The organism is Pseudovibrio sp. Ad46, from assembly GCF_001623065.1.
In the GTDB taxonomy this organism is placed as follows: domain Bacteria; phylum Pseudomonadota; class Alphaproteobacteria; order Rhizobiales; family Stappiaceae; genus Pseudovibrio.
In genome coordinates, this window is the sequence record NZ_LMCG01000019.1 from 71,482 (window position 1) to 91,037 (window position 19,556).

At 52.5% G+C, this 19,556-nt stretch carries 22 protein-coding genes and 1 tRNA gene; 5 read left to right on the plus strand and 18 right to left on the minus strand.

Going from position 1 to position 19,556, the window contains the following annotated elements; translation table 11 throughout:
- Positions 1-213: 213 nt before the first annotated feature.
- From PsAD46_RS04715 to PsAD46_RS04730, 4 genes are all read right to left on the minus strand, one after another.
- Complete coding sequence (locus PsAD46_RS04715) at positions 214-1,686, minus strand: methyl-accepting chemotaxis protein (RefSeq protein WP_063306259.1); 1,473 nt, start codon at positions 1,684-1,686, stop codon at positions 214-216.
- Positions 1,687-2,102: 416 nt separating this feature from the next.
- Positions 2,103-2,582, minus strand: a complete 480-nt coding sequence (locus tag PsAD46_RS04720) for a MarR family transcriptional regulator (protein ID WP_063286691.1) — start codon at positions 2,580-2,582, stop codon at positions 2,103-2,105.
- A 208-nt stretch (positions 2,583-2,790) separates the two neighbouring features.
- Positions 2,791-3,465: a peptide-methionine (S)-S-oxide reductase MsrA gene (msrA, locus tag PsAD46_RS04725; RefSeq protein ID WP_063296235.1), complete on the minus strand. Its 675-nt coding sequence runs from the start codon at positions 3,463-3,465 to the stop codon at positions 2,791-2,793.
- Positions 3,466-3,491: 26 nt separating this feature from the next.
- Entirely contained in the window at positions 3,492-3,809 is a 318-nt protein-coding gene (locus tag PsAD46_RS04730; RefSeq protein ID WP_208981041.1) for a hypothetical protein, read from the minus strand.
- A 310-nt stretch (positions 3,810-4,119) separates the two neighbouring features.
- Between PsAD46_RS04730 and PsAD46_RS04735 the strand changes: the two genes are divergently transcribed.
- Positions 4,120-4,209: transfer RNA gene (locus PsAD46_RS04735), tRNA-Ser, on the plus strand.
- A gap of 74 nt (positions 4,210-4,283) precedes the next feature.
- On the opposite strand, the gene PsAD46_RS04740 is transcribed toward PsAD46_RS04735, so the two are convergent.
- From PsAD46_RS04740 to PsAD46_RS27850, 8 genes are read right to left on the minus strand one after another with little or no spacing between them, the layout of a single operon-like run.
- Positions 4,284-5,330, minus strand: a complete 1,047-nt coding sequence (locus PsAD46_RS04740) for a tyrosine-type recombinase/integrase (RefSeq protein ID WP_063306260.1) — start codon at positions 5,328-5,330, stop codon at positions 4,284-4,286.
- Positions 5,327-5,515 carry a hypothetical protein gene (locus PsAD46_RS04745; protein WP_057462193.1) on the minus strand — a complete coding sequence of 63 codons (189 nt, stop codon included), beginning with the start codon at positions 5,513-5,515 and terminating at the stop codon, positions 5,327-5,329. Before PsAD46_RS04745 ends, PsAD46_RS04740 begins: the two co-directional genes overlap by 4 nt.
- 8 nt (positions 5,516-5,523) lie before the next feature.
- On the minus strand, positions 5,524-5,856 hold the full coding sequence (locus PsAD46_RS04750; RefSeq protein WP_063306261.1) for a DUF2190 family protein: 333 nt from the start codon (positions 5,854-5,856) through the stop codon (positions 5,524-5,526).
- A 15-nt stretch (positions 5,857-5,871) separates the two neighbouring features.
- Positions 5,872-6,084: a hypothetical protein gene (locus PsAD46_RS04755; protein WP_063306262.1), complete on the minus strand. Its 213-nt coding sequence runs from the start codon at positions 6,082-6,084 to the stop codon at positions 5,872-5,874.
- Positions 6,084-7,865: a prohead protease/major capsid protein fusion protein gene (locus PsAD46_RS04760; protein ID WP_063306263.1), complete on the minus strand. Its 1,782-nt coding sequence runs from the start codon at positions 7,863-7,865 to the stop codon at positions 6,084-6,086. Before PsAD46_RS04760 ends, PsAD46_RS04755 begins: the two co-directional genes overlap by 1 nt.
- Entirely contained in the window at positions 7,862-9,277 is a 1,416-nt protein-coding gene (locus PsAD46_RS04765) for a phage portal protein (RefSeq protein ID WP_063306264.1), read from the minus strand. The genes PsAD46_RS04760 and PsAD46_RS04765 overlap by 4 nt, the downstream gene beginning before the upstream one ends.
- A complete protein-coding gene (locus PsAD46_RS04770; protein ID WP_063306265.1) occupies positions 9,274-9,738 on the minus strand; it encodes a MerR family transcriptional regulator in 465 nt (154 codons plus the stop codon). Before PsAD46_RS04770 ends, PsAD46_RS04765 begins: the two co-directional genes overlap by 4 nt.
- A gap of 36 nt (positions 9,739-9,774) precedes the next feature.
- The gene (locus PsAD46_RS27850; RefSeq protein WP_153040685.1) at positions 9,775-10,197 is read right to left on the minus strand and encodes a hypothetical protein; all 423 of its coding nucleotides are present in this window, start codon (positions 10,195-10,197) and stop codon (positions 9,775-9,777) included.
- Positions 10,198-10,288: 91 nt separating this feature from the next.
- Here PsAD46_RS27850 and PsAD46_RS04780 point away from each other — a divergent pair, with 91 nt between their 5' ends.
- Positions 10,289-10,537, plus strand: coding sequence for a helix-turn-helix transcriptional regulator (locus PsAD46_RS04780; RefSeq protein ID WP_084404338.1), 249 nt, complete (start codon positions 10,289-10,291; stop codon positions 10,535-10,537).
- A 24-nt stretch (positions 10,538-10,561) separates the two neighbouring features.
- The gene (locus PsAD46_RS04785; protein ID WP_063306268.1) at positions 10,562-11,821 is read left to right on the plus strand and encodes a hypothetical protein; all 1,260 of its coding nucleotides are present in this window, start codon (positions 10,562-10,564) and stop codon (positions 11,819-11,821) included.
- Position 11,822: 1 nt separating this feature from the next.
- Here PsAD46_RS04785 and PsAD46_RS04790 read toward each other — a convergent pair whose 3' ends face one another.
- From PsAD46_RS04790 to PsAD46_RS04805, 5 genes are all read right to left on the minus strand, one after another.
- Positions 11,823-13,721 (minus strand): phage terminase large subunit family protein, encoded by a 1,899-nt coding sequence (locus tag PsAD46_RS04790; RefSeq protein ID WP_063306269.1) that lies wholly within the window; start codon positions 13,719-13,721, stop codon positions 11,823-11,825.
- The gene (locus tag PsAD46_RS04795) at positions 13,714-14,253 is read right to left on the minus strand and encodes a hypothetical protein (protein WP_063305503.1); all 540 of its coding nucleotides are present in this window, start codon (positions 14,251-14,253) and stop codon (positions 13,714-13,716) included. Before PsAD46_RS04795 ends, PsAD46_RS04790 begins: the two co-directional genes overlap by 8 nt.
- A 240-nt stretch (positions 14,254-14,493) precedes the next feature.
- Positions 14,494-16,365 (minus strand): AAA family ATPase, encoded by a 1,872-nt coding sequence (locus PsAD46_RS04800; protein ID WP_063306270.1) that lies wholly within the window; start codon positions 16,363-16,365, stop codon positions 14,494-14,496.
- Positions 16,362-16,538 carry a hypothetical protein gene (locus PsAD46_RS28050; protein ID WP_159096894.1) on the minus strand — a complete coding sequence of 59 codons (177 nt, stop codon included), beginning with the start codon at positions 16,536-16,538 and terminating at the stop codon, positions 16,362-16,364. Before PsAD46_RS28050 ends, PsAD46_RS04800 begins: the two co-directional genes overlap by 4 nt.
- 237 nt (positions 16,539-16,775) lie before the next feature.
- Positions 16,776-17,621: a LysR family transcriptional regulator gene (locus PsAD46_RS04805; protein WP_063306271.1), complete on the minus strand. Its 846-nt coding sequence runs from the start codon at positions 17,619-17,621 to the stop codon at positions 16,776-16,778.
- Between the two features lie 92 nt (positions 17,622-17,713).
- Between PsAD46_RS04805 and PsAD46_RS28055 the strand changes: the two genes are divergently transcribed.
- A complete protein-coding gene (locus tag PsAD46_RS28055; protein ID WP_193776912.1) occupies positions 17,714-17,884 on the plus strand; it encodes a hypothetical protein in 171 nt (56 codons plus the stop codon).
- A 257-nt stretch (positions 17,885-18,141) separates the two neighbouring features.
- Here the strand turns inward: PsAD46_RS28055 and PsAD46_RS28520 are convergent, their stop codons facing one another.
- Positions 18,142-18,378: a hypothetical protein gene (locus tag PsAD46_RS28520; RefSeq protein ID WP_084404339.1), complete on the minus strand. Its 237-nt coding sequence runs from the start codon at positions 18,376-18,378 to the stop codon at positions 18,142-18,144.
- A gap of 444 nt (positions 18,379-18,822) precedes the next feature.
- Here PsAD46_RS28520 and PsAD46_RS04810 point away from each other — a divergent pair, with 444 nt between their 5' ends.
- Positions 18,823-19,545: an IspD/TarI family cytidylyltransferase gene (locus tag PsAD46_RS04810; RefSeq protein WP_063306272.1), complete on the plus strand. Its 723-nt coding sequence runs from the start codon at positions 18,823-18,825 to the stop codon at positions 19,543-19,545.
- The last annotated feature ends 11 nt before the right edge of the window (positions 19,546-19,556 follow it).

Here is a 19,556-nt window from a genome sequence, read left to right on the forward strand (position 1 = left end):
TTAAGAATGCTCAATACCAGCCCGTCAGACCAAGGCAATCATAAAATTGTCTCCAAGTCCGTTTCTTGAGTAATTTTGCGTAAATTGTGATCAATTTCAGCCCAAATATCCGAAAATTCACCTCAAGGCAGCCGTTTCAGAAGAGCAGAAGCGTCGCTCAAACGCAAAACGGGCCACCAAGGTGACCCGTTTCATCAGAATTTGTAGCGCACATTAAGCAACGTCGTGGAAGAAGCGCTCCAGCGTGTCGTGAACTTCATTGAGATCACCATCAACCTTATTGGCTTTCTCAGTCACTTCGAATACGGAGCCTGTCGCCTCGTTCATAGCTTCGCTCAGGCTGGCAATGCTCTGGGAAACTGCCATGGTACCATCAGCTGCAGCTGCAATATTAGCTGAGATCTCATTGGTCGCATCACCCTGCTGAGTAATTGCCTCAGCAATCGCGCCAGTATGGGCGTTCACATCATCCATGGTCAAAGTGATGGAGCCAATTGCGTCCACAGCTTCCCGGGTTCTGCCCTGAATTGCGGACACCTGAGACGCGATCTCTTCAGTCGCTTTGGAGGTCTGGTTAGCCAGCTCTTTCACTTCCGCGGCAACAACTGCAAAGCCTTTACCTGCTTCACCGGCGCGGGCCGCTTCAATGGTGGCGTTGAGGGCCAGCAGATTGGTTTGCTCTGCAATCGCCTGAATGAGCGTTACAACTTCGCCAATGCGGCTTGCAGCTTCTGCAAGGCTGCCAATGGTGTCATTGGTCTCCTGCGCACCGCGGGTTGCAGCTTCAACCATGTCGTTGGCCTGTGCAATCTGGCGTGCGATCTCGGAAATGGAGGAGGAAAGCTCTTCGGAAGCAGCAGAAACGGTCTGAACATTGCCGGATGCTGAATCCGAGGAGGAAACAACTTCAGTGGTATGACCAGAACATTTATGCGTCGCATTCTCCAGACCTTTGGAAGCAGATACGATGCTGTGAGTGTTTTGTGAAAGGCTCTTCAGTTGCACATCCACCACGTCACGCAGACCGGAAATGTGTTTTTCAAAGAATGCGATACGTTCGGATTGCTCTGCAATCTTCTGTTCGTTCTCTGCAACTTCAGCTGCAACCACTGTAGCTTGTGCGGAAGCAGCATTGTCTGCCGCGTTAGAAGCTTCAGCATCGTCCTGACCGCTCAGGAAGGCCATCGTCACACCAGCAAGAAGAACCAGAATGATGAGGTTACCAGACATGGTGCTCTGATCACTCACGAGGAAGTCAGGCAAAACGAACAGGCTACCAAGAAGATAAATTGCGGAAATTGCAAGGAAACTGCCAAGCGCGCCGCCATTGCGAGAAGAACCCAAAACAACCACCGGGGCAAAGAACAGGATGTTGAAGTCCACTTGCCAGCCTTCTGCATATCCACCAAGAGCAGCAGCAGTGCTTGCAACCGCGGCCAAAATGGCGAGGCAAATGCCGGAAGCCAGGTCAGCTGCACCGGATTCCTTGTCTTTCAGCCACAATGCGGTTGGAATAGCCGCAAGAAGGAAAGCTGCTCCCGAAAGAATGCTCATTGTGCCGGTATCACCAGCCCAGCTCATCCCAAAGCTCAGGAGAGCAAGAACCCAACCCAAGGCAATCGGCCAACTGGTTGAACCCGTGTCAGATTGGCCTACCTCTTCTTCAAATCCGACTGCAGCACTCATTTCAGGTCTTCCCTTAATTGTATTGGTGCATGACACACCCAAATACATCCACCCAATTATTAAACGCATTCTGAATTTATAACTCTTTGATAGCAAAGAGGAATGCGCACAACCTCAAGCAGTCAGACGACACAATTACAGTCGTGAACCACTTGGTTGAATGAAAGAAATAATACGCACGAAAGGGCGAAATCACACAGCAATCGCCTCTAAAAGAGGCGGCCCTCAAAATTGAATTGCGTAAATTACTCCATTCAAATCTTAGTTGTAATTTGTATAAGATTTATGCTTAAGAGAAGCTTAATGGAGCGGAAGGGAAGTGTAAAAAGCAAAGAACACCGAAGCGTTCACTCCGGTGTTTCTGCGTTGAAAATAAACTGAAATCAATAAAAAAACTAAACCAGTAAAATTAAGCCTTAGGCTGGTTCGTTCTCTTCAACCTGTTCATCTTCCATTGGATCATCATAGCAAAAGCGTGTGCAAGCAGAGCTTTCCACGTCATTCAGGATGAACTTGAGGAGAGAGGAGAGGTTGTCCAATTGGCTCTCATCGATGTCACCGAGCAGCGCATGAGCTGCTTTACGGCGCGCCTCAGCCACTTCAACGGCCTTACGCTTACCACGAACGGTGAGTTCTACCATAACTTCCCGGCCTCTGCGGCGAAGACGTCGGACCAACCAGTCTTTCTCAAGACGGTCAATCAGGCGCACGGTGGCGGAATGGCTTAAACGAACTTCTTTCGCAACTGTACCGATGGAGATGGCCGGAGAGCGTCGCATAATAAGAAGAGCCGCGACGGCACTTGTTGAAAGATCTCCGTAAGCATCAACACTCGCATCTTCAAGTGCTGTACTTACCGCGGAAAGTTGGTCTGCAATATGATTGGTTCTCATCATAAATTAAATCTCTAAAATACTGTCCTGACGATTCTGACTTAGCGTCATTAGAGTTAATCCTAAAACTGCAATTTAACAAATGCAAGTTTAATAAAATTGAAAATAATAAGTATTTCGAAACCATGCAACCTGCAAAATCAATAAAAACCGCCGATTTGGTCCCTGATTATTAGCAGGTTGCAATTATCCATAAATTATTTTTGATCACCTATTGCTTAGGGGATTGGGGCGAAACCGGCAATGGGCAGGTCGCACCTGTGCCCGAAAGGCCACAGTATCCATCTGGATTCTTTGCCAAATATTGTTGGTGATATTCTTCAGCGTAATAGAATACGTCGAGAGGACCGATTTCCGTGGTAATCCCTGCGTTTTTGCCGATTTCCTTAAGGGCATCCTGATAAGACTTGGCTGTTTCTTTAGCCGTCTCAATATCTGCCTCACTCGTCAAATAAAGTGCAGATCTATACTGTGTCCCCACATCGTTGCCCTGCCGCATTCCTTGCGTTGGGTCGTGACGCTCCCAAAATACCTTCAAAAGTTGTTCCAGAGAAATTTCTTCTGGATTGTAGACCACTTTTACAATTTCGGTGTGACCGGTCTGACCAGTACACGTTTCGTGGTAGGTCGGATTCTTTGTTGCACCACCTGCAAAGCCAACAGCTGTTACATACACACCAGGCAGTTCCCAGAAGGCGCGTTCAGCACCCCAGTAACACCCCATGCCCACATAGAGCTCTTTCATCCCTTCAGGATATGGCCCATTCAGATCATGACCATTCACGAAGTGCTTTCCGGGAGTCATGATTGGTGTATCCCGGCCTGGCAGCGCTGTACCTGTATCCGGCATTTTAAACTTGTTTGAGAGCATTCTGAGAAACGACATATTCACTTACCTGTAAGAACTCTGCATCACAGCAGGGTTGTGCTGATGCGACGCCGCTTGTCGCCATACCATAGCATAATTAGTCCGAGAGGTCCGAATATAACCCACGGCGGCATGAGCAAAAGGCTTTGAATAATCGGATCCCAGAGAAGAGGGCTCACGTACCGCTGGATGGCCGCCTGGGATGCATTGAGCGTTTCTGGTGACAGATCAAACCAGATCAATCCCAGTGGTGAAGAGGTCCAGCTGGAGGTCGCAATGCTCTTAGTGGCATCCACGACAAATGAGACCAGCGCTATGGCGACAAACCACACACCTATAAAACGCAGAAAAAATCCAACCACGTGTCTGCTTCCTTTTTCTGTCAGCTATCTTTTAAACTCGCAATGAGCCTGCGTGTATCCACAGTACCTCATGCAATCTAAGGTGCAACCTATCAGAACAAGCATGCCAGACGCTCTTAAATTCCAGTCAAAACTGCGTAATGGATTGTGATTGGTTGCCCGTAGACAGGCAGAAAAATGCCTTTGTTTTCATTCTGGTTCCACAGAGTGGGGATACATGGCAAAAAAATCGAAAAGACCTCTTGCGCCCCCCAATAGTTTTGCATATACCCCCTCTCACGCCGCCGGGCATACCCGGTGAGCGGAATGCGGAGAGGTGGCCGAGTGGTCGAAGGCGCACGCCTGGAAAGTGTGTAGGCGGGGAACCGTCTCCAGGGTTCGAATCCCTGTCTCTCCGCCATTACCATTTCTTTTCCCTTACATCTCAGTTGTTTAGTAGACGTTTTGTCCAGCTCATTTGAGTTGGTTGGACAATTATCTGTTCTCGTCTTGTGCTTTCAGGCTTCCAATTGCCTGAGTGGCTAAGCGCTGTTGATCAGCTGCCGCGGTATAGATTGTCAGCTCCTTCAAGCTTTGGTGTCCTGTCAGGGCTTTAATCACGTCTGCTGAACAACCTGCTTCTGCCAGTCTTCGTGCTGCTGCTTTGCGCAAACCATGGGGAGAGCAGTTAGATAATCCCGCTTCTTTCGCCCTGTCTCTGAACCAGTTTCCAAAGCCTGCCACTGAGAATGGTTTTCCAAACTCGGTGACAAGGAAGGTCATGTTCGTCTTTGGTGTTTGTGAAAGTGCTTGCTGGAGGGTGCTGTGCAGAGGAATCGAGAGTGCAGTTCCTGTTTTCTGCTGTGTGACCCGCAAGTTGCTTCCTGAAATATGCTGCCATCCCATGGTCACGACGTCAGAACGCCTTTGTGCAGTGTAAAGAAGCAAAGTGAGAGCAAGGTATGCCTTGCTGCCTTCAGGGTGCTGTTTTGTGAACTGCTCTATTTCTTCCTCAGTCCAACTATGAAAGCCTTCTGTCTTCTTCCTGAAGCCCTTCACTCCACGCGCTGGATTGTTGGCGATCATTCCCAGATCCATGGCAACGTCGAGCAGGATCTTCAGGAGAGATAGAACCCGATTTGCAGCTTGTGGCCTGTCTTCCATCTCTCCGAGTAGTTTCTTGATGTGTCTGCGTTCCAGGCGGCGTATAGGAAGCTTGCCAATCCTTTCCCTGAGCTTTTCGATAACTCCTCGGTAGGTGTGCTTGGTGCTGTCTCGTAAACCGAGGAACTCAGGTGAACGATAGTAGGCAACGCAGAGAGCATCAAAGCTTCCTGGCTTCGTGCGCTCTGCTGCTATGTTGGCGCTCTGTGTTTTCACCCCTTCCAGTGCGCCGTAATACTGGCGCATGAAATCGTCGCCATAGGGTGTGCCTGTCAGATAGGTTGAGAACCCTGACTTGCGGAAACGGACACGGCGGGTGCCGTGCCTGTCTTTGTTCCAGCTGCAATATTGCGGCAGTCCGCTTCGGTTCCGTCTCATAGGAGGTCGTCCCAAGGATTAGGAGTATTGTCATTCACCTCTTGCTTGAGTGGCTCCATGACAATCTCTTGGGTTTCCGGTCGGATCGTGACGCGCAGCTGTTCGGGAGCAATACCAACCTTCTCAGCTGCCTTGTAAGCCCTAACAACATCAGCCTGTTTAAATGGAACTGTTTGCCGTGCCATGCTTGCTCCTATGCTGAGTAACCGCTGAGGCGAGTGCGTACGCTTGGTTCTGCTGGGCCTGCTGCCAGCACTGCTGCCCCAACTTTCAGATTGTCTGATGCAGTGGTGGTGAGACGCTTCTCAGCGTTATCCCAGTAAAGAGGTTCACCCTGAGCAACCTGCTCACTGTCGGTCTTGGGAAGCTCAAACACCCCCTGCATGACCGTCTCAACATCCTCACCAGAGGCCGCATTGGTTGCGACAACACCAAACAGAGAGCCAACTTGCAGACCATCGCCACTGGAAACGTCATGTGGGGCAGTCAATGTGATGGCAACGCCATCTTGAATGTAATTCCTCATGTGCAATCTCCGCGCCTAAGCGCCTTTACTTGAAATGATACGAACCCGACGAACTGTGCGACCTTGGCTTGCTGCAATCTTCCTGTTCAGGTCTGCGAGCGCTACTGCCATTTCGCTGTCAGATTTATAGGTGACTTCATCGCGACCAAAGCGAACGGTTTTGACACCCTTGGCTCTTTTCTTTTCCAACTTGTCACGACAAGCAATCAGCTCTTCCAGAGTGGCCATTACTTGCCCTCGTTCATTTGCCATCCGCGCCAGTCGCCGAAGCAGGCACCGAAGTCGAGACGAACTTTGATCTTGATGCCATCAATCTCAAATCCGGCTTTGGTTTCTGTCTGTGGTCCTGGCTCACCTTCCAGATAGGCGTATTCTAGGCCATCCATCTGGCTATGGCTGGTTGCCAGATACCAACGATCCGGATTGTTGAAGCGGCCTTCCACCACCATTCCCAGATCAGAGAACGGGTTCACATCGTCGATGCGGTTTGGTGTGATCTCGGCAAGTAGCTTCTGTGCCAGTGTCTCCAGCTCGGCTGGAATAATCAGATGGCGAGGGGAGAGATTGAGGCGCTTGCCGGACAGGCTCACCTGGTGGCGCAGTGCCTGACGCAATACAGAGAGTGTTTCAATGGACGGCTTGCCCTTGGTCTGCGCAAGGTTGCGGTGTCCTGCATGGAAAACCGGATTACCGTCTCCCATCTTTGGGCCTTTGCCACCATTCATCTCCAGCAACTTGATGAAGAACTCTGCTTCAAAGTCTGCTGCTGCAATGCCTAGTCTGCGCGGTAGGTCGTTCAGAGCGCCAAGGTCATCGTTGATGAGTGCTTGGCGAGTGACACCGATCATCCGTCCGAAGGTGTCGATTTTGAAGCTTTCGGCGCTCTCGCTCATGGTGCCGTGTTTGTATTCACCATGCTCGTTGAGCTTCTCCAGATCCGGCGCTTCAGAAAGGATAATTCGGTGCTTTGCGCGGAAGTCTTTCACGGTGGTTTGTCGTGCCAGTTTCTTCAAAGCGCTTGGCACACTCTCATAGGATTGACGCAATGTCCGCCCCACGGTGTTTCCCATGATGAGGGGAAAGTCACTGGTAGAATGGAGGGCTCGAGAGACAATCGTTGCCTGGGAAAGGGCCGTGGTTGAAACATTGGCATTGCGCAGACAATCGCGAGCCATCTCCGGAATAGACATTCCGATGAAGTCGCGGGCGCTGTCCTCCGGCTTATGGGTTGGGTCAATGCGCGTCATCATGGCGTCGGCCATGCGTTCGGCGCGTGTATGTGGATCGGTGTGATCTGCGAGAATTTGCACCGATTGCGTCCGGATCGGCGGTGTCGTCCGCTTCTCGGCCTCGGTAATTGCGGCGGCTCGGATCTCGTCCAGTGTAGCTGAGCTGTCGATCTGGCTGTCAGTCCACTCAGTGGTCAGGTTCAATGTCCCTGCGATAGAGCGGATCTGCTGGTTGCGTTGTGCCATGTCTGGCGTGGGTGTTTTGGGTGGTTCCTGCGAGTTGGGTTGGTTCTCCGTTGGCATTGCTCTGATCCTTGCGTCCGGGTCCGCTGGCACACTGACAAAGCTGACTTCTCTTGGTTTGAACTGGGTGATGGTGCGAATGGAGCGTCCGGTGTCCGGATCTCTGCTGTCCGCCCATTTCTCTATCTGGTAGCCGATGGAAACGCCTGTAATCATTCCCTCGCGAATGTCGGCAATCACTGGGTTGGCACGGCTGTCAGATGTAAACTTGATGGTGACGATGATGCAGCCGTTGTCCGTTCGTGCTGCTGTCACGGTGCCCAGAACGGCACTCAGGCTGTCCTGGCGATGGCTGTCTAAAACCGGAAGGCCGATAAAGGCTTCCGCTGTGGTGGCTGTGGGTTCCAGTCGCTCGATGTAAGCGCCACGGTCCACGCTGCCAAAGGCGGTGGCGGTTGCCTCGACGGTCCGCTGCTTTTCGTCGAGGCTGGAGGATTTGAAAGTCAGATCACGGGTGAGGAAGGCTGGGGCATTCATGCGGCTTTTCCTGAAGTTGAGGGAGCGGGGTTGGTGCCAGCGGACATCTGTTGACCAATACCCCGCTCCCTGTCTGTGTCGCGTTTGCGCTCCTCGTCGATTTCTTCGACAGAGAAGCCGCGCTGCGCGACAACCCGGGTCCGGCTGGTCAGTCCGTTTTGAATTTCAAGAATGGCGGCTTTGGCGTCTTTTTCAGGGTCTACCCAAGGCCATGCGGGTGGCAGGTACTCGGCAGCATGAAAAGCTTCCGGCTCTGCAGAATAGGCGCCTAGATCCAGCGTGCCCCGCACGGCCAGCAATCCCACAAAGCGCTCATAGATCGGCTGTAGAAACTGCTTGACCAGAACAAGGTGCTGGACGCTCTCCACCTTGCGGCGAAACTCTAGCAGGGCGGCGCGGCTGGAGGAATAATTGGAGTTGGAATAGTCGCCTGTCAGCTGCTCGTAGGTGATGCCAAGCCCTGCTGCCATGGCTCTCAGCTGCCACTGGATGAAGGCAGGGAAGTCTTTCACGTCTGGCAGGTTGGGGAACTCGATATCCGATCCCGGTGGCAGGAAGTGTAGGGCTCCCGGTTCCATGCCAGTTTCCAGCAGGCCGTTCTTTTGCTCGCCATCGAATGGATTGGCTTGACCGTTGACGTCTCTCACAAAGCCAGCAAACAAGGCCGCAACCCGCTGGCGTTCCAGTTGGGCATCTTCGTAGCTGTCCAGTGATTGAGCGCGGAGCAGAACGGGGGAGAGCCATGAAAGGCCGCGCACTTGTCCTGGCTCCAGCGGAACAAACACATGCAGCATATCTTCGGCAGGCACGCGGATGTGTCCAAGGTTTTGCAGCAGGGCGGTGCCACGACGGCGGGGCAGCACGTGGTAGGCGATGCGCTTGCCATCTGCATCAAACTCGACGCCCGCGAAAATGTGGCCTTTGCCTTCCAGCTCGCGGAATAAAGTGGCGTCCACCATGTCGGCGGGGATGAGCTTTAGTTTCAGGTCTGTGCCGCTCTGCACCAGCTGGATGAAGCTTTCGCCCTTTACCACGATCTCGCGCATTGCTTGGGCTTGCAGGCCGTAAAAATCCTGCCGCCCTTCAAAGTCGCAGGTTTCCAGCCAGCTCTCATGGGCTTTCTGGATTGTGTCGCGGATGGTGTCTGTCGGGAATTTGGGGCGGGTGACGATGCCGGCACCGATGTAGTTGGCCACAAGGCCGGAAACAGCGGCGTGTCCCCAAGGGTTGTTGGTGGAGAGCGCAACCCCGCGCTCTTGGATGGTCTTTGATCCGGCTGCGGTCGCCTCGGAAAGATTGCCGATCCCCGCGATGCCCTGCCACCTGTGCCCCCGTCCAGCAGCTTCCAGCCCGATCATCCGGGCGACGAGGTGTTGAAGGCGTTTTGCAAGTGGGCGGCGGGGCTGGATCACTCAATCTCTCCCGCTGCTTTTGCTAGTCGGCTTACGTGACTTGCAATGTCGAAAACGTGGTAATTTGGAAAGTTCTCACCCTCTACAACTCTGCGTTTAATCGCTTTTATCAGCTGCTCAGAACCGTAGACCTCTTCCATATGGACCTCTGAGTTTTCATTCCGGCTACAGATGACGTATGGCGCTTCCCCGGTTCGGACGAGTTCGGTGACCAAGGCAGGGCTACGTGCTGCGATGACCGTAGCAAGCTCCAGCGTGCCATGTGACTGAGTAATGGAATGAAAGATGGCGACCTTGAGGGCATCTATGAATGTGTAGCGGGTCCATCCGCCCTCTTGCTCACTCAGCTCAAAGTGTTGTCTACGTCGCCAAACACGGAGTGTTTCTGTTTTCACACCGCATAGCTTTGAAACTTCTGAAGCGGTGAATGTCCGCTTAAAAAAATGTTGCTTCTCTGGCATGTCGATCTCCTGATTCGTGACAACTGTAACGCTTTACTAAAAGCGGGTCAATAGTCGCGCTTCACAATCCTTCAACGCTGAGGCGATGAGGGCGTAGTCGGGGTCTAGGTGTCCGGCGACTGTCATCTCTTCCAGGAAGAGGCGGAGTTTGGTGACTATGCCGGTGAGGGTTGGGGCGGGGGTGTCGATGAGGTGGCGGTAGGTGGTGGTGACGGCGTCGCTGTAGGGGCGCAGGAGGGCGTCTTCCTCGGCAAAGCTTGCGGATTTGGGGATCTTCAGCTCGCAGTAGTGCTGGCAGGCGGTTTTGTAGCGCTGTGCCAGGTCTGGGAGGGGATCGTGTGGGGTGGCTTTGGCGCTGGGTGTTGCCACCACGGCAATGCTGGCGAGGCTTCCGGTCAGCACCGCGCGGCGGTCCGGGCTTTGGGCGCACTTCTCCCGTTCGCGAAAAAGGTCTTTCATCGCGTTCTCCATGATTGATTGCTAACTATACATCATTGATGTAACCTTACATGAAATAAGTCAACACTAAAAATGTAAGGTGACATTAAAAATGACGATTACACCAGCGCAGTGTCGGGCCGGACGAGCATTGATTGGTTGGTCGCAAGGTGATTTGGAAGAAAAGTCCAGAGTCGCCAAGAAAACTATCGCTGATTTTGAAAGAGGTGTGCGCAATCCATACGCGAGAACTCTTGCTGACTTACAATCTGCAATGGAATCTGCTGGTGTAGAGTTCATTCCAGAAAATGGTGGTGGCGCTGGTGTGCGATTGTCGAAAAATCTAAGGCGTTCACTTTAAAAAACTATCGATGAAAGTATGCTTATGAGTTCAGATAATGATGAGTTTTTCAGAGCGTTAAAGACCGCCAATGTGCTGGTGAATAACTCGACGATTCTTCAAACATCAACGCCAGCATTGTCTACTTTTGCAAATAAAATTAGGTATTTAGAATGGTCGTTAAAGAAATCTGAGCCTAAACTTTTTTCAGATCCAGAAGTGCGTTACCTGAAAAATGGCTTAGATAAGCTAGATGTTTTAACCAATTCATATCAAGCAAATCCACAAGCAGTAAGCCAAACTGATTTTGATAATGCAATTAATGAGTTGCTAATAAAATTTACTCCTCCAAGAAACATAAATATTGAGTACGATAATGTTGGTGAGGTGATTGAGAGTGTTCGGGATAGCTCAAAGTTAATAATAGATGATCTTTCAGCTCAAGTTACCGCTGAAAGATCACACTTGGCTAAACTGCGATCCTCTCAGCGTGAGGTTGAGAAGAAGGTCGATGAACTAAATGCTCTTCTCTCTGAGCAGAAAGGGCGAATAACGAGTTTATCTGACAATTATAATAAGGAGTTTAATGCTGAATTAGAGCAATTTCGGGCGAAGCATGGAGTGCAGCGAGATGACTTCGAGGTACAGTTTCAAAAAATTACAAACGGTATTGAGCTGAGTAATGCTAAGCTAGTTCAACAACGCAGTAATGACCTAGATGACGAGCTAACTGAAATATTGGGAGAGTGCGAGACGGCACGGATGAAGTCTCAAGGGCTCGTAAAAGAAATAAATGATCTTTACGGGATTGCTGGTTCCAATGTTATGTCAGGTGATCTTCTCAAGCAGGCAGGTGAAGAGAGGACAACATACATTTGGTATTCTAGAATTGCCATGTTTTTCTACCTTGCTGCCCCGTCAATTCTATTTTATCTACTTGCGATAAAGAATGGAATTCAGACAGATAATCTCGAAGCTCTGCTGAAACGAGCTCCTTTAGCTGCTGTGTTTTTGATCCCTGCTTGGTACATCAGTGGGCTCGCACAGAAACATCGTAGAGTTGAGGTTGCACTGAGATCGTTAGGACTTAGACTTGCTGCGTTTGAGCCTTACTTAGCCCACTTCGATACTGAAGAGAAAAATGAGCTGAAGAGACAAATGGCAGACAAGTTCTTTGATGCTCAGATTTCTACTGAAACCACCAAGTCATTGAACTCAAAAGAGATTAGCAATTATTTAGATAGCGTTGTGGGGCCAATGGAAAAAATAATTGACGTTGTGAAGAAAAATACTGGTGCAAAGTGAGCTACCTTATCCATTTTGAATAAATAGTAGGTGGTTTTTGTTTCAGCTTAGGACTCCGAGATCCCGCGGAGTCCTGTTGCTTATTTGAACTGAGCAACTCTGCGCAGTCGTCTGGCCTAACGGCCTTCTCACCTAAGGCCTTCACAGCCTGCTCCACCCGAACACCACTCGCCGCCAACCCATGCAGCGCGGCACTGGCATATACCCGACAATCCAGCGGCTCATTCCTGACGCCGCTATCAGCCACCCATTTAATTTTGGCAATGCCGCCCTTGTACACCCGAATGGGCTTTTCGGCGGTGATGCCTCTGAAGTAGTCCAGATCCCGCCCCTCAGGAAAATGGCAGTAGCCTGCGCTGGCGGCTTCTATGCGCAACCGTGAAATGAGCGTGTGTTTGAGGCTGTCCACGCCCACAATGTAAAGCGGGGCTAATTGGCCTGCCTTGAGCTTTGGCGGGCGTTTGGGCCATGCGGGAATGCCCGGGCCACCTCGCCCCTTGATCGCCCACACACGGCGGTTCTGGCGTGGTTGCACATACTCCATCACATTGGGCGTTCTGTGCCCGCCGCTGTCGATTGCTACTGCTGAAATGGGCAGAGGGGGCACGTCTCGTACGTGTGGGTAGCGCTTCAACAGCACAGCATCCAGCTGCTTCCACACTTCCGGAAAGGCTGGATCACCCCAAAGCACCTGATAGTCCAGGCTCCAGCTTTCCTCGCCCTTGCCCCAGCCGACAATCTCCAGCTCCAGCCGGTCATCCTGCGTATCCACGCCCGCCGTGATCAACGCCACCTCATCCGGCAGGATCTCGCCAAACGGCTCGCAGCGGCTCAACAGGCGTTCTGCTTCAATCGGCGCGGTGTCACGGTCCTCATAGGCTTCTCCCAACCGTGTGTTGACGAAGGTTTGCAGCCGTGGCGGATCGCTTTTGACGGTGAGAAACTCCGCTGCCATCTCGCCCCACGTCTCAAAGGGAGAATACAGCCCCGGCAACCAGAACCCCGCCGTGCGGCCATCACCATCCTTGGTCGCCTGCCATTGGCCTTGTGCCAGCATCTTCAGCTTGTGGCGCTCCTCAATCGGCTCCCCGCAATGCTCACAGATGAGCGTTGCTTTCAGCGGTTCGCCCTCCGGCCACTTAATCCGCGCCCACGCAATCACTTGCAGGGCTCCGCAGTGCGGGCAGGGCACAAAGAACTTGCGCTGATCGGATTCCGCATAGGCTTTCTCGATGCGCGATACGCCGGAAAGGGTTGGTGTCGAACAGAGATAAATCTTCTTCTTGCCCGCATAGGTTGCCGTGCGTCGGATCGCCAGTTCCACCGGATCGCCCTCGCCATCTGCATCCACCGGATAGCCGTCCACCTCATCCAGAAAGATATAGCGCACGGGTGTTGAGCGCAGACCTGTTGGCGCGTTGGCGCCCGTCATCACCAGCTCTCCACCCACAAAGCTTTTCATGGCGATGGTGTTGCCCTTCTCTCGGGTTTTTGGCGCGGCCACCTTGGCCTTGAGGGCTGGCGTGTCGTTGATGAGCGGATCGATGCGCGTGCGGCTGTTGCGCTTGAGCATATCCAGCGAGGGCATCACCAGCAGCATCATTCCTGGCGCGTGGTCGATGACATAGCCGATCCAGTTCAGCCCTGCCTCCGTCTTGCCTACCTGAGCGCCCGCCATGAACACCACCCGCTCCACCTGAGAGGCAGTGGACAGGCAATCCATGATCTCGCCCAGATACGGCACCCGCTCCGTTTTCCATCGCCCTGGCTCGGCGCTGGTGGGTGGCAGCTGGCGATAGGCGTTGGCCCACTGGCTGACGGTGAGCTGTCGCTCCGGTGCCAGTGCCTCGCGCCAGATGGCGTCTGCCCATGAGGCGGTGGTGGTGGCGAGGTCAGACATTGGCAAGATCCTTCAGCGGTGTTTCTGCAAGGTCGGCGAGATGATCACGGACGATGCGGTCGAGGATGGCGTAGGTTTCTCGCGGATCGCTGCCCAACTCGGCGGAGAGGGTGGAGGCAGCGCGGCTCGCCCAGCCCATCCATGCATCGCGCTCGCCTCTGGCCCGCTCAAAGATCGCCTTTTGCGCGGCGTGCTTGTCGATGATGTTGCCAAGCTCGCGTTCCAGCTCCAGCTTTGCCAGCTCCGCCTTGATGCGCTCCAGCTCGCCCTTTGGGGTGAGGGGTGGTGCATCAACCAGCGACTTGCGCTTGGCGGCGCTGGTGTTGGCAACGTACCAGGCTTTGCCGAGTTTGATATCAATCCGCCCGTTGCCAAGCGTTGGCAGGCCTTCCTTGATGAGCTGGGACACGCGGCCCCGGGACATTCCCAGAATGTCCGCGAATTGTGCCTTGGTTGCGGTGCGTTGCTCTGGCTCGGCAACTTGCCCGAAAATGCTGATTTGTTGCTCGCCCGAGCTATGCGCTGAATGCATGGTTTAGCCCTAAATTCCTCTCTAAACTGCTGTTTCGTTTAGGCAATTTCAAAACGATCTGTGACCAAAGCGTGGGATGTCGCATACCCGTATTGAGCATTGGTGGGAAGGACCCGGACAGCGCCGCAAAGGCGATGGGGTTGTCGGACACCGGACACCCCCCTATGGGGTGTCCGGTGTCCGCCCCCTGAGCGGGACATTTTGTCTTTGTCCGGGACATGTCCCGGTATGTCCTGTCTGTCACGGTATCCATACATACGGGTCATAAACACCTATTCTCCCTTTCAATTGCAGGCCTTGGAATGCACGGTTGAATGCCTTGCGGCGTGCCTCTGATGATCCTGTTGGGCTGATGCCCATTTGATAAGCTTGCTGACGCCAACACTCGATGGTGATGGTGTTCACGTCCTTGGGGATCTCTTCCGGAGTGATTGGAGGTTTTTGGCCGTGAACACACACGGCTTCCTGAAGCGCCCGCATGGCAATCTCCTGAGAAGCAGGCAGCCTCGGTTTTTGCCCTCTTTCTGTCTCGCCCGTATCCGCAGGCTCAATGACACATGACGTTATTTCATCGCCATCTTCATCAAGGCTGAGAACCGTTTGCGAGAGCGTGAAGCGGAAGGTCTGACCGTCTTCGCCGTCTTTCTGCTTGTCGATTGTCGCGAGGCAGGTTTCGCTTTCTCCAATACGTTCCAGTTCAATCACAGTGTCCGCGCAATCTCTCAGGGTGGACGCGCCACGCATGCCGCGCTCTTTGTCCTTTCCGGTGTGGTGGACAATGAGAATGTGAGCATTGGTTTTCTTTCTGAGTTCTTCGACATTGACGATGAATGCCGCCATGTCGCGTGGATCTGCATCCGTGCCGCCCGCCATCATGCGGGAGAGTGTGTCGATGATGATGAGAGAGACGGGAGCGCCTGCCATCTCACCAATGCTGGCAATGTCATTCGCCAACTGGGAGACGGGGCTTTCCGGTGTGCGCATGTCCAAGGCTGTCGGGATCATGGCGAACGGGATGCGCTCTGTGATGCCGTGCCGCTCGCGCCATGCCTTGAGGCGCTGTCTGGCTCCAGTCGCGCCTTCTCCTGCGATGTAGGCGACTGTGCCAGTCTTCACTCGGTTGTCGAACCACTCCATGTCTGCGGCAATGCGCAGGCCGAGGTCAATTGCCATGAAGCTCTTGCCAACGCCTGAGGGACCAAACAGGACGGACATTTCGCCGGAGGCCAGAATGTTCTTGATGAGCCATGAGCGGGGAGGCGCGTTGTCTTCCTCTCCAAACCAGATGGTTGGGAAGTGTGTCTTGGTTGGTCGCCATGTTTCTGCGGTTTCGGTGGCTGTGTTGAAAGCCTCTACGGTGCCGCCCTGATCAAGCCAGTCGGAAACATCTCCCTTGGCTTGCAGGTTTGGCAGGCGCACCACGGCCACGCGCTCGGCAACCTCGCGGAGGTTCTTGGCGACGATGTCCCGATGTTCACTGCCAGCTTCGTCATTGTCCGGCAGGATGAAAACGCGGGCGCCTTTGAAATAGTCTGCGAAATGGTTCGGCCACTTCTTCGCGCCGCCCGGGTTGCAGGTTGCGACGATGCCGAGGCTGGCAAGGCGGTCTACATCCTTCTCGCCTTCGACGATGTATACGGGACGCTCCAGTGCGAGAGCTTCGGTTAATTCTGTGAGACGGTAGGGGATGAGGCGTGTGCCTTTGACCTTCCATTCCCATCCGCCATTGGGGAGAGGGCGGCGCTGTCTGAAGGTCTTTGGCTCCATGCGCACGACCTGGTAAAGCAGCTCTCCGGCCTCATTGCGGTAATCGTACTCGGCAACGACCTTTCCCTTGCTGTTGACGTGGGGCTGTCCGGCAAAGTCGCCAAACTCTGACTTGAGCCAGTTTACAGCGTCTTCTTTGGAGCCGCCGTTGACGTGCTTCACTAGATCGATGACGCCTCCGCCTGTGTCAGCTTCAAAGTCTTTCCATGTGCCTTTGGCTTCACCTGCAATGTTTACTTTCAAGCTGCCATTGGTTCCAAAGCGCAGCTCGCGACTAGAGGCGCTGGTTGCTTCTCCGAGAAGCCGCTTTGCTGTTGGTTCTATGAAGCTCGAAAAGTCTGTCACTGCACAAGCTCCAGCACTTTGGCGAGCTTCAGAAGGCGTTCGCTGGCTTCCTCTTTCTCGACCAGAAACGTCTCTGGATTTGACCTGCGGCGAGTGCCAATCCTACGCACTTCATAGGCGATGGCCTTCAGCTCTTGCGGGACATTCAGGGAGGCTGTTTGCAGACTGTTCATGGCCGCTTCCTCCCCTCTGAGAAGGGAGGAAAAGGGGCTGGTCGTTTTGAGAAAAAGCCCAATAGTTTCAGTGGGGGTGTTGCCGAGGCTGGGCAAACTAAAGCATTGATTTCAAGTCGACAGGTTAATCCCTGTCTCTCCGCCATAACTTCCCTTGAAAAGTAAATCACAACAACGCCAACTGGCATTGCTTTTCTGCGACTATCTTCCTTACATCCATACCTTTTGCGTGCTCAACTAGCGCCCGCGATGTTGTTCAATCACTTGCACGATCCGGTCGGTCATCATCCGCACCTCGGGCAAGTGCCGCCGGTCGTCATGCATTGTTACCCATTGGAACTTCGTCAGGTCCTCAATCACCGGCCCGCATCGCCGTAACTGAGGCGACGTATCCCCTAGAAAGCTTGGCAGAATGGAAGTGCCAGCGCCTGCGCACAGCATGTCCAGCAGGGTGTGTTGAGAGCTCACTTGCATCACCATCTCACTGCCATGCTGCTCCAGCAACCAGCGTGAGGATTTTGTCGTGGCGTATTCCGGCGCGATGCCGAGCCACCGCTGCTCCGCCGCCGCATCAGCTCCCGTCGCCACATAGGGCGCGAACTCCACGGGCGGCAGACGTTTGCTCGCAAGCCCGATCTCAGCAGGTGCTGAGCTGCGCAGCCCAATGTCGATCTCGCGTTTTTTGATGTTCAGCCGGTCCTCGCTGGTAATGAACACCACCTCAAACCCGTCCTCCGGCTTGCACAGAGCACCAATATGCATGCTGAGAAACTTCATGGTCCAGCTTCCGGCAGAAACCCGAACCTGCGGCTTGCGAGACTTCGCGCTCAGCCACTGCTCAAACCCGGCATAGGCACACTGAAACGGCTCCAGCTGCTCCAGCACATCCCGCCCGTCCTCGGTCAGCACATACCCGGCCTGCACCCGATCAAACAGCTTCAGCCCCACATCCTCTTCCAGCTGCTGCATACGGCGGCTGAGCGTGGCCGGACTACACGCCAGCCTCTGCGCAGCTTCACTCAGCGTACCGCAAGCCGCAAGCACGAGGAATGCATTGAGATTATCCAGCAATCGAACCTTCATTTTTGAAAACTGCTTTTGAAATTTGGCCGCTATCCGGCAGAAAGAACACAAGGAAAGATAGGCTTAGTTCTCCTCAAAGAAAAGAAGCCAGAATGTTGATTTTCCCACTTCGTGAACCTGATAGACACCCACCAAACCCAACGCCGCGGCAGTTGGAAGACTATTACACCAACTACGCCAGCGCCTGCGCCCGGCCCTATTACATCGCACTGGCCTCTATCATGGCGGTCATCTTCACGCTGTTCTGCATTTTTACGCCATAACACCAGCACAAAGCTCTGGCCTGCGGAGCGCGTTACTCACCGCAGACCAGCAGGGTGCATGCGCTTGCTATTGCCGGTCGCGGGCAAACAGCTAGCGAGAGGGCGGCAGACAAAGGGTGCGAGGCTCCGCCCACGGCGAAACGCCACTTTGCACCGGCACAGTGAAAAGGCGCACCTCTAACATCGAGTAAAATGACGAGAAGAGGCGCTAACGCAGCCGAACAGGGCAGGGGGCTCAGCGCCCCACGCCCAACCCGTTACTCAAGAAGCGTCAATGTTGTACTGATCGGTTGTGGGTCGACGACCTGCTGTAGGACCCCACAGGTCTTTCTCAACGCTTCTATGCGGTCTCGCAAGGCATAATGCAAAGTGAACAAAGCATCCCGCTCACTGCTCTGGTTCATCCGCTCACTCAGCACAAGCTGCTGAAAATAAGCAAGATTTTCAAGATTAAAACAACGATTATAATTAAATATACTTAATTTTACAAAAATACATAGTAGAAGTCAATGTTCAATGGCATTTTCTGTAAAAGCACGCTAATTATATAAAATATTAGTATAATATCTGCGTAATATGAGTTTTGTTTAGGGTGTGATGTAAACATAAGGTAAAACTAATAAACGTTTGGTAAAAATAAAATATATTACCAATTTTGTGTCGAAATATTAATAATATGTACTGAGCAATATGCGTGTGAATGATGATAGTGCTTCTCTTGTTCTATGTTTATGTGAGGAGTCACGAGTGGGGGGTGTTTTGTGCTTTAGTTTACTCGTTGGTGAGATAAGTGTTTTCTTCTAGGATTCTGCCTTGGCGGCACAACGTCTTAATAACGTCATAAAAGTGTATGGATGGCCTTGACGCCTGAGTTGAGAAGGCGCAAAGAAAAACCACGTTTGAATCTTTCATGATAGTGTGGTGCGGAGTTTTCCCAATTGAGCGTTGCGATTATTTTCGGTGGTGGGGTCGGAGCTAGATTTTCAAAGAGCGGTACCCCAAAACAGTTTGTAGAACTTTATGGGAAGCCCATTATTGTTTATACGCTAGAGCATTTCTCCAATAATCCTCATATCGAGGAAATTGTCATTCCCTGCGTTGCCGGGTGGGCTGATTTCTTAAAGGATCTAATCGAGCGTTTTAATATTCGAAAGCGATGTCATATTATTCCCGGCGGTGCAACTTCTCATGAATCCAGGCTAAATGCACTGGATTACATAAAGAAGAATATTCCGAGCACTGAGACGGTGGTAATGCATGATGCTGTTCGTCCAATCATTACGCAGGATATAATCACAAATGTCGTTAAGGGCGCGACAGAGCACGGCGCAGCTGCCTCATATGTTTCCTTAACGGAGACGCCTGCGGAGACAGACGATTTTCAGAAAATATCAACCGTCCACAATCGCAGTAGCTATATCATAGTTAAAGCACCTCAGGCCTTCAATTTTATTGAGGCTTACAGGCTTCATATAAATGGAAAGGATTTGCCGGAGGATGCTTTGGTAGATAGTTGTACTCTCATGTCACATTATGGGAAAAATATACATCTAGTAGAGACAAGTTATGATAATATAAAAATTACGACAGCTAAAGATTACTTCATCTTTAAAGCATTAGTCGATGCAAGTCACTATGAATCTATTTTCGGATTGCCTTAAGGTAGAAGTAA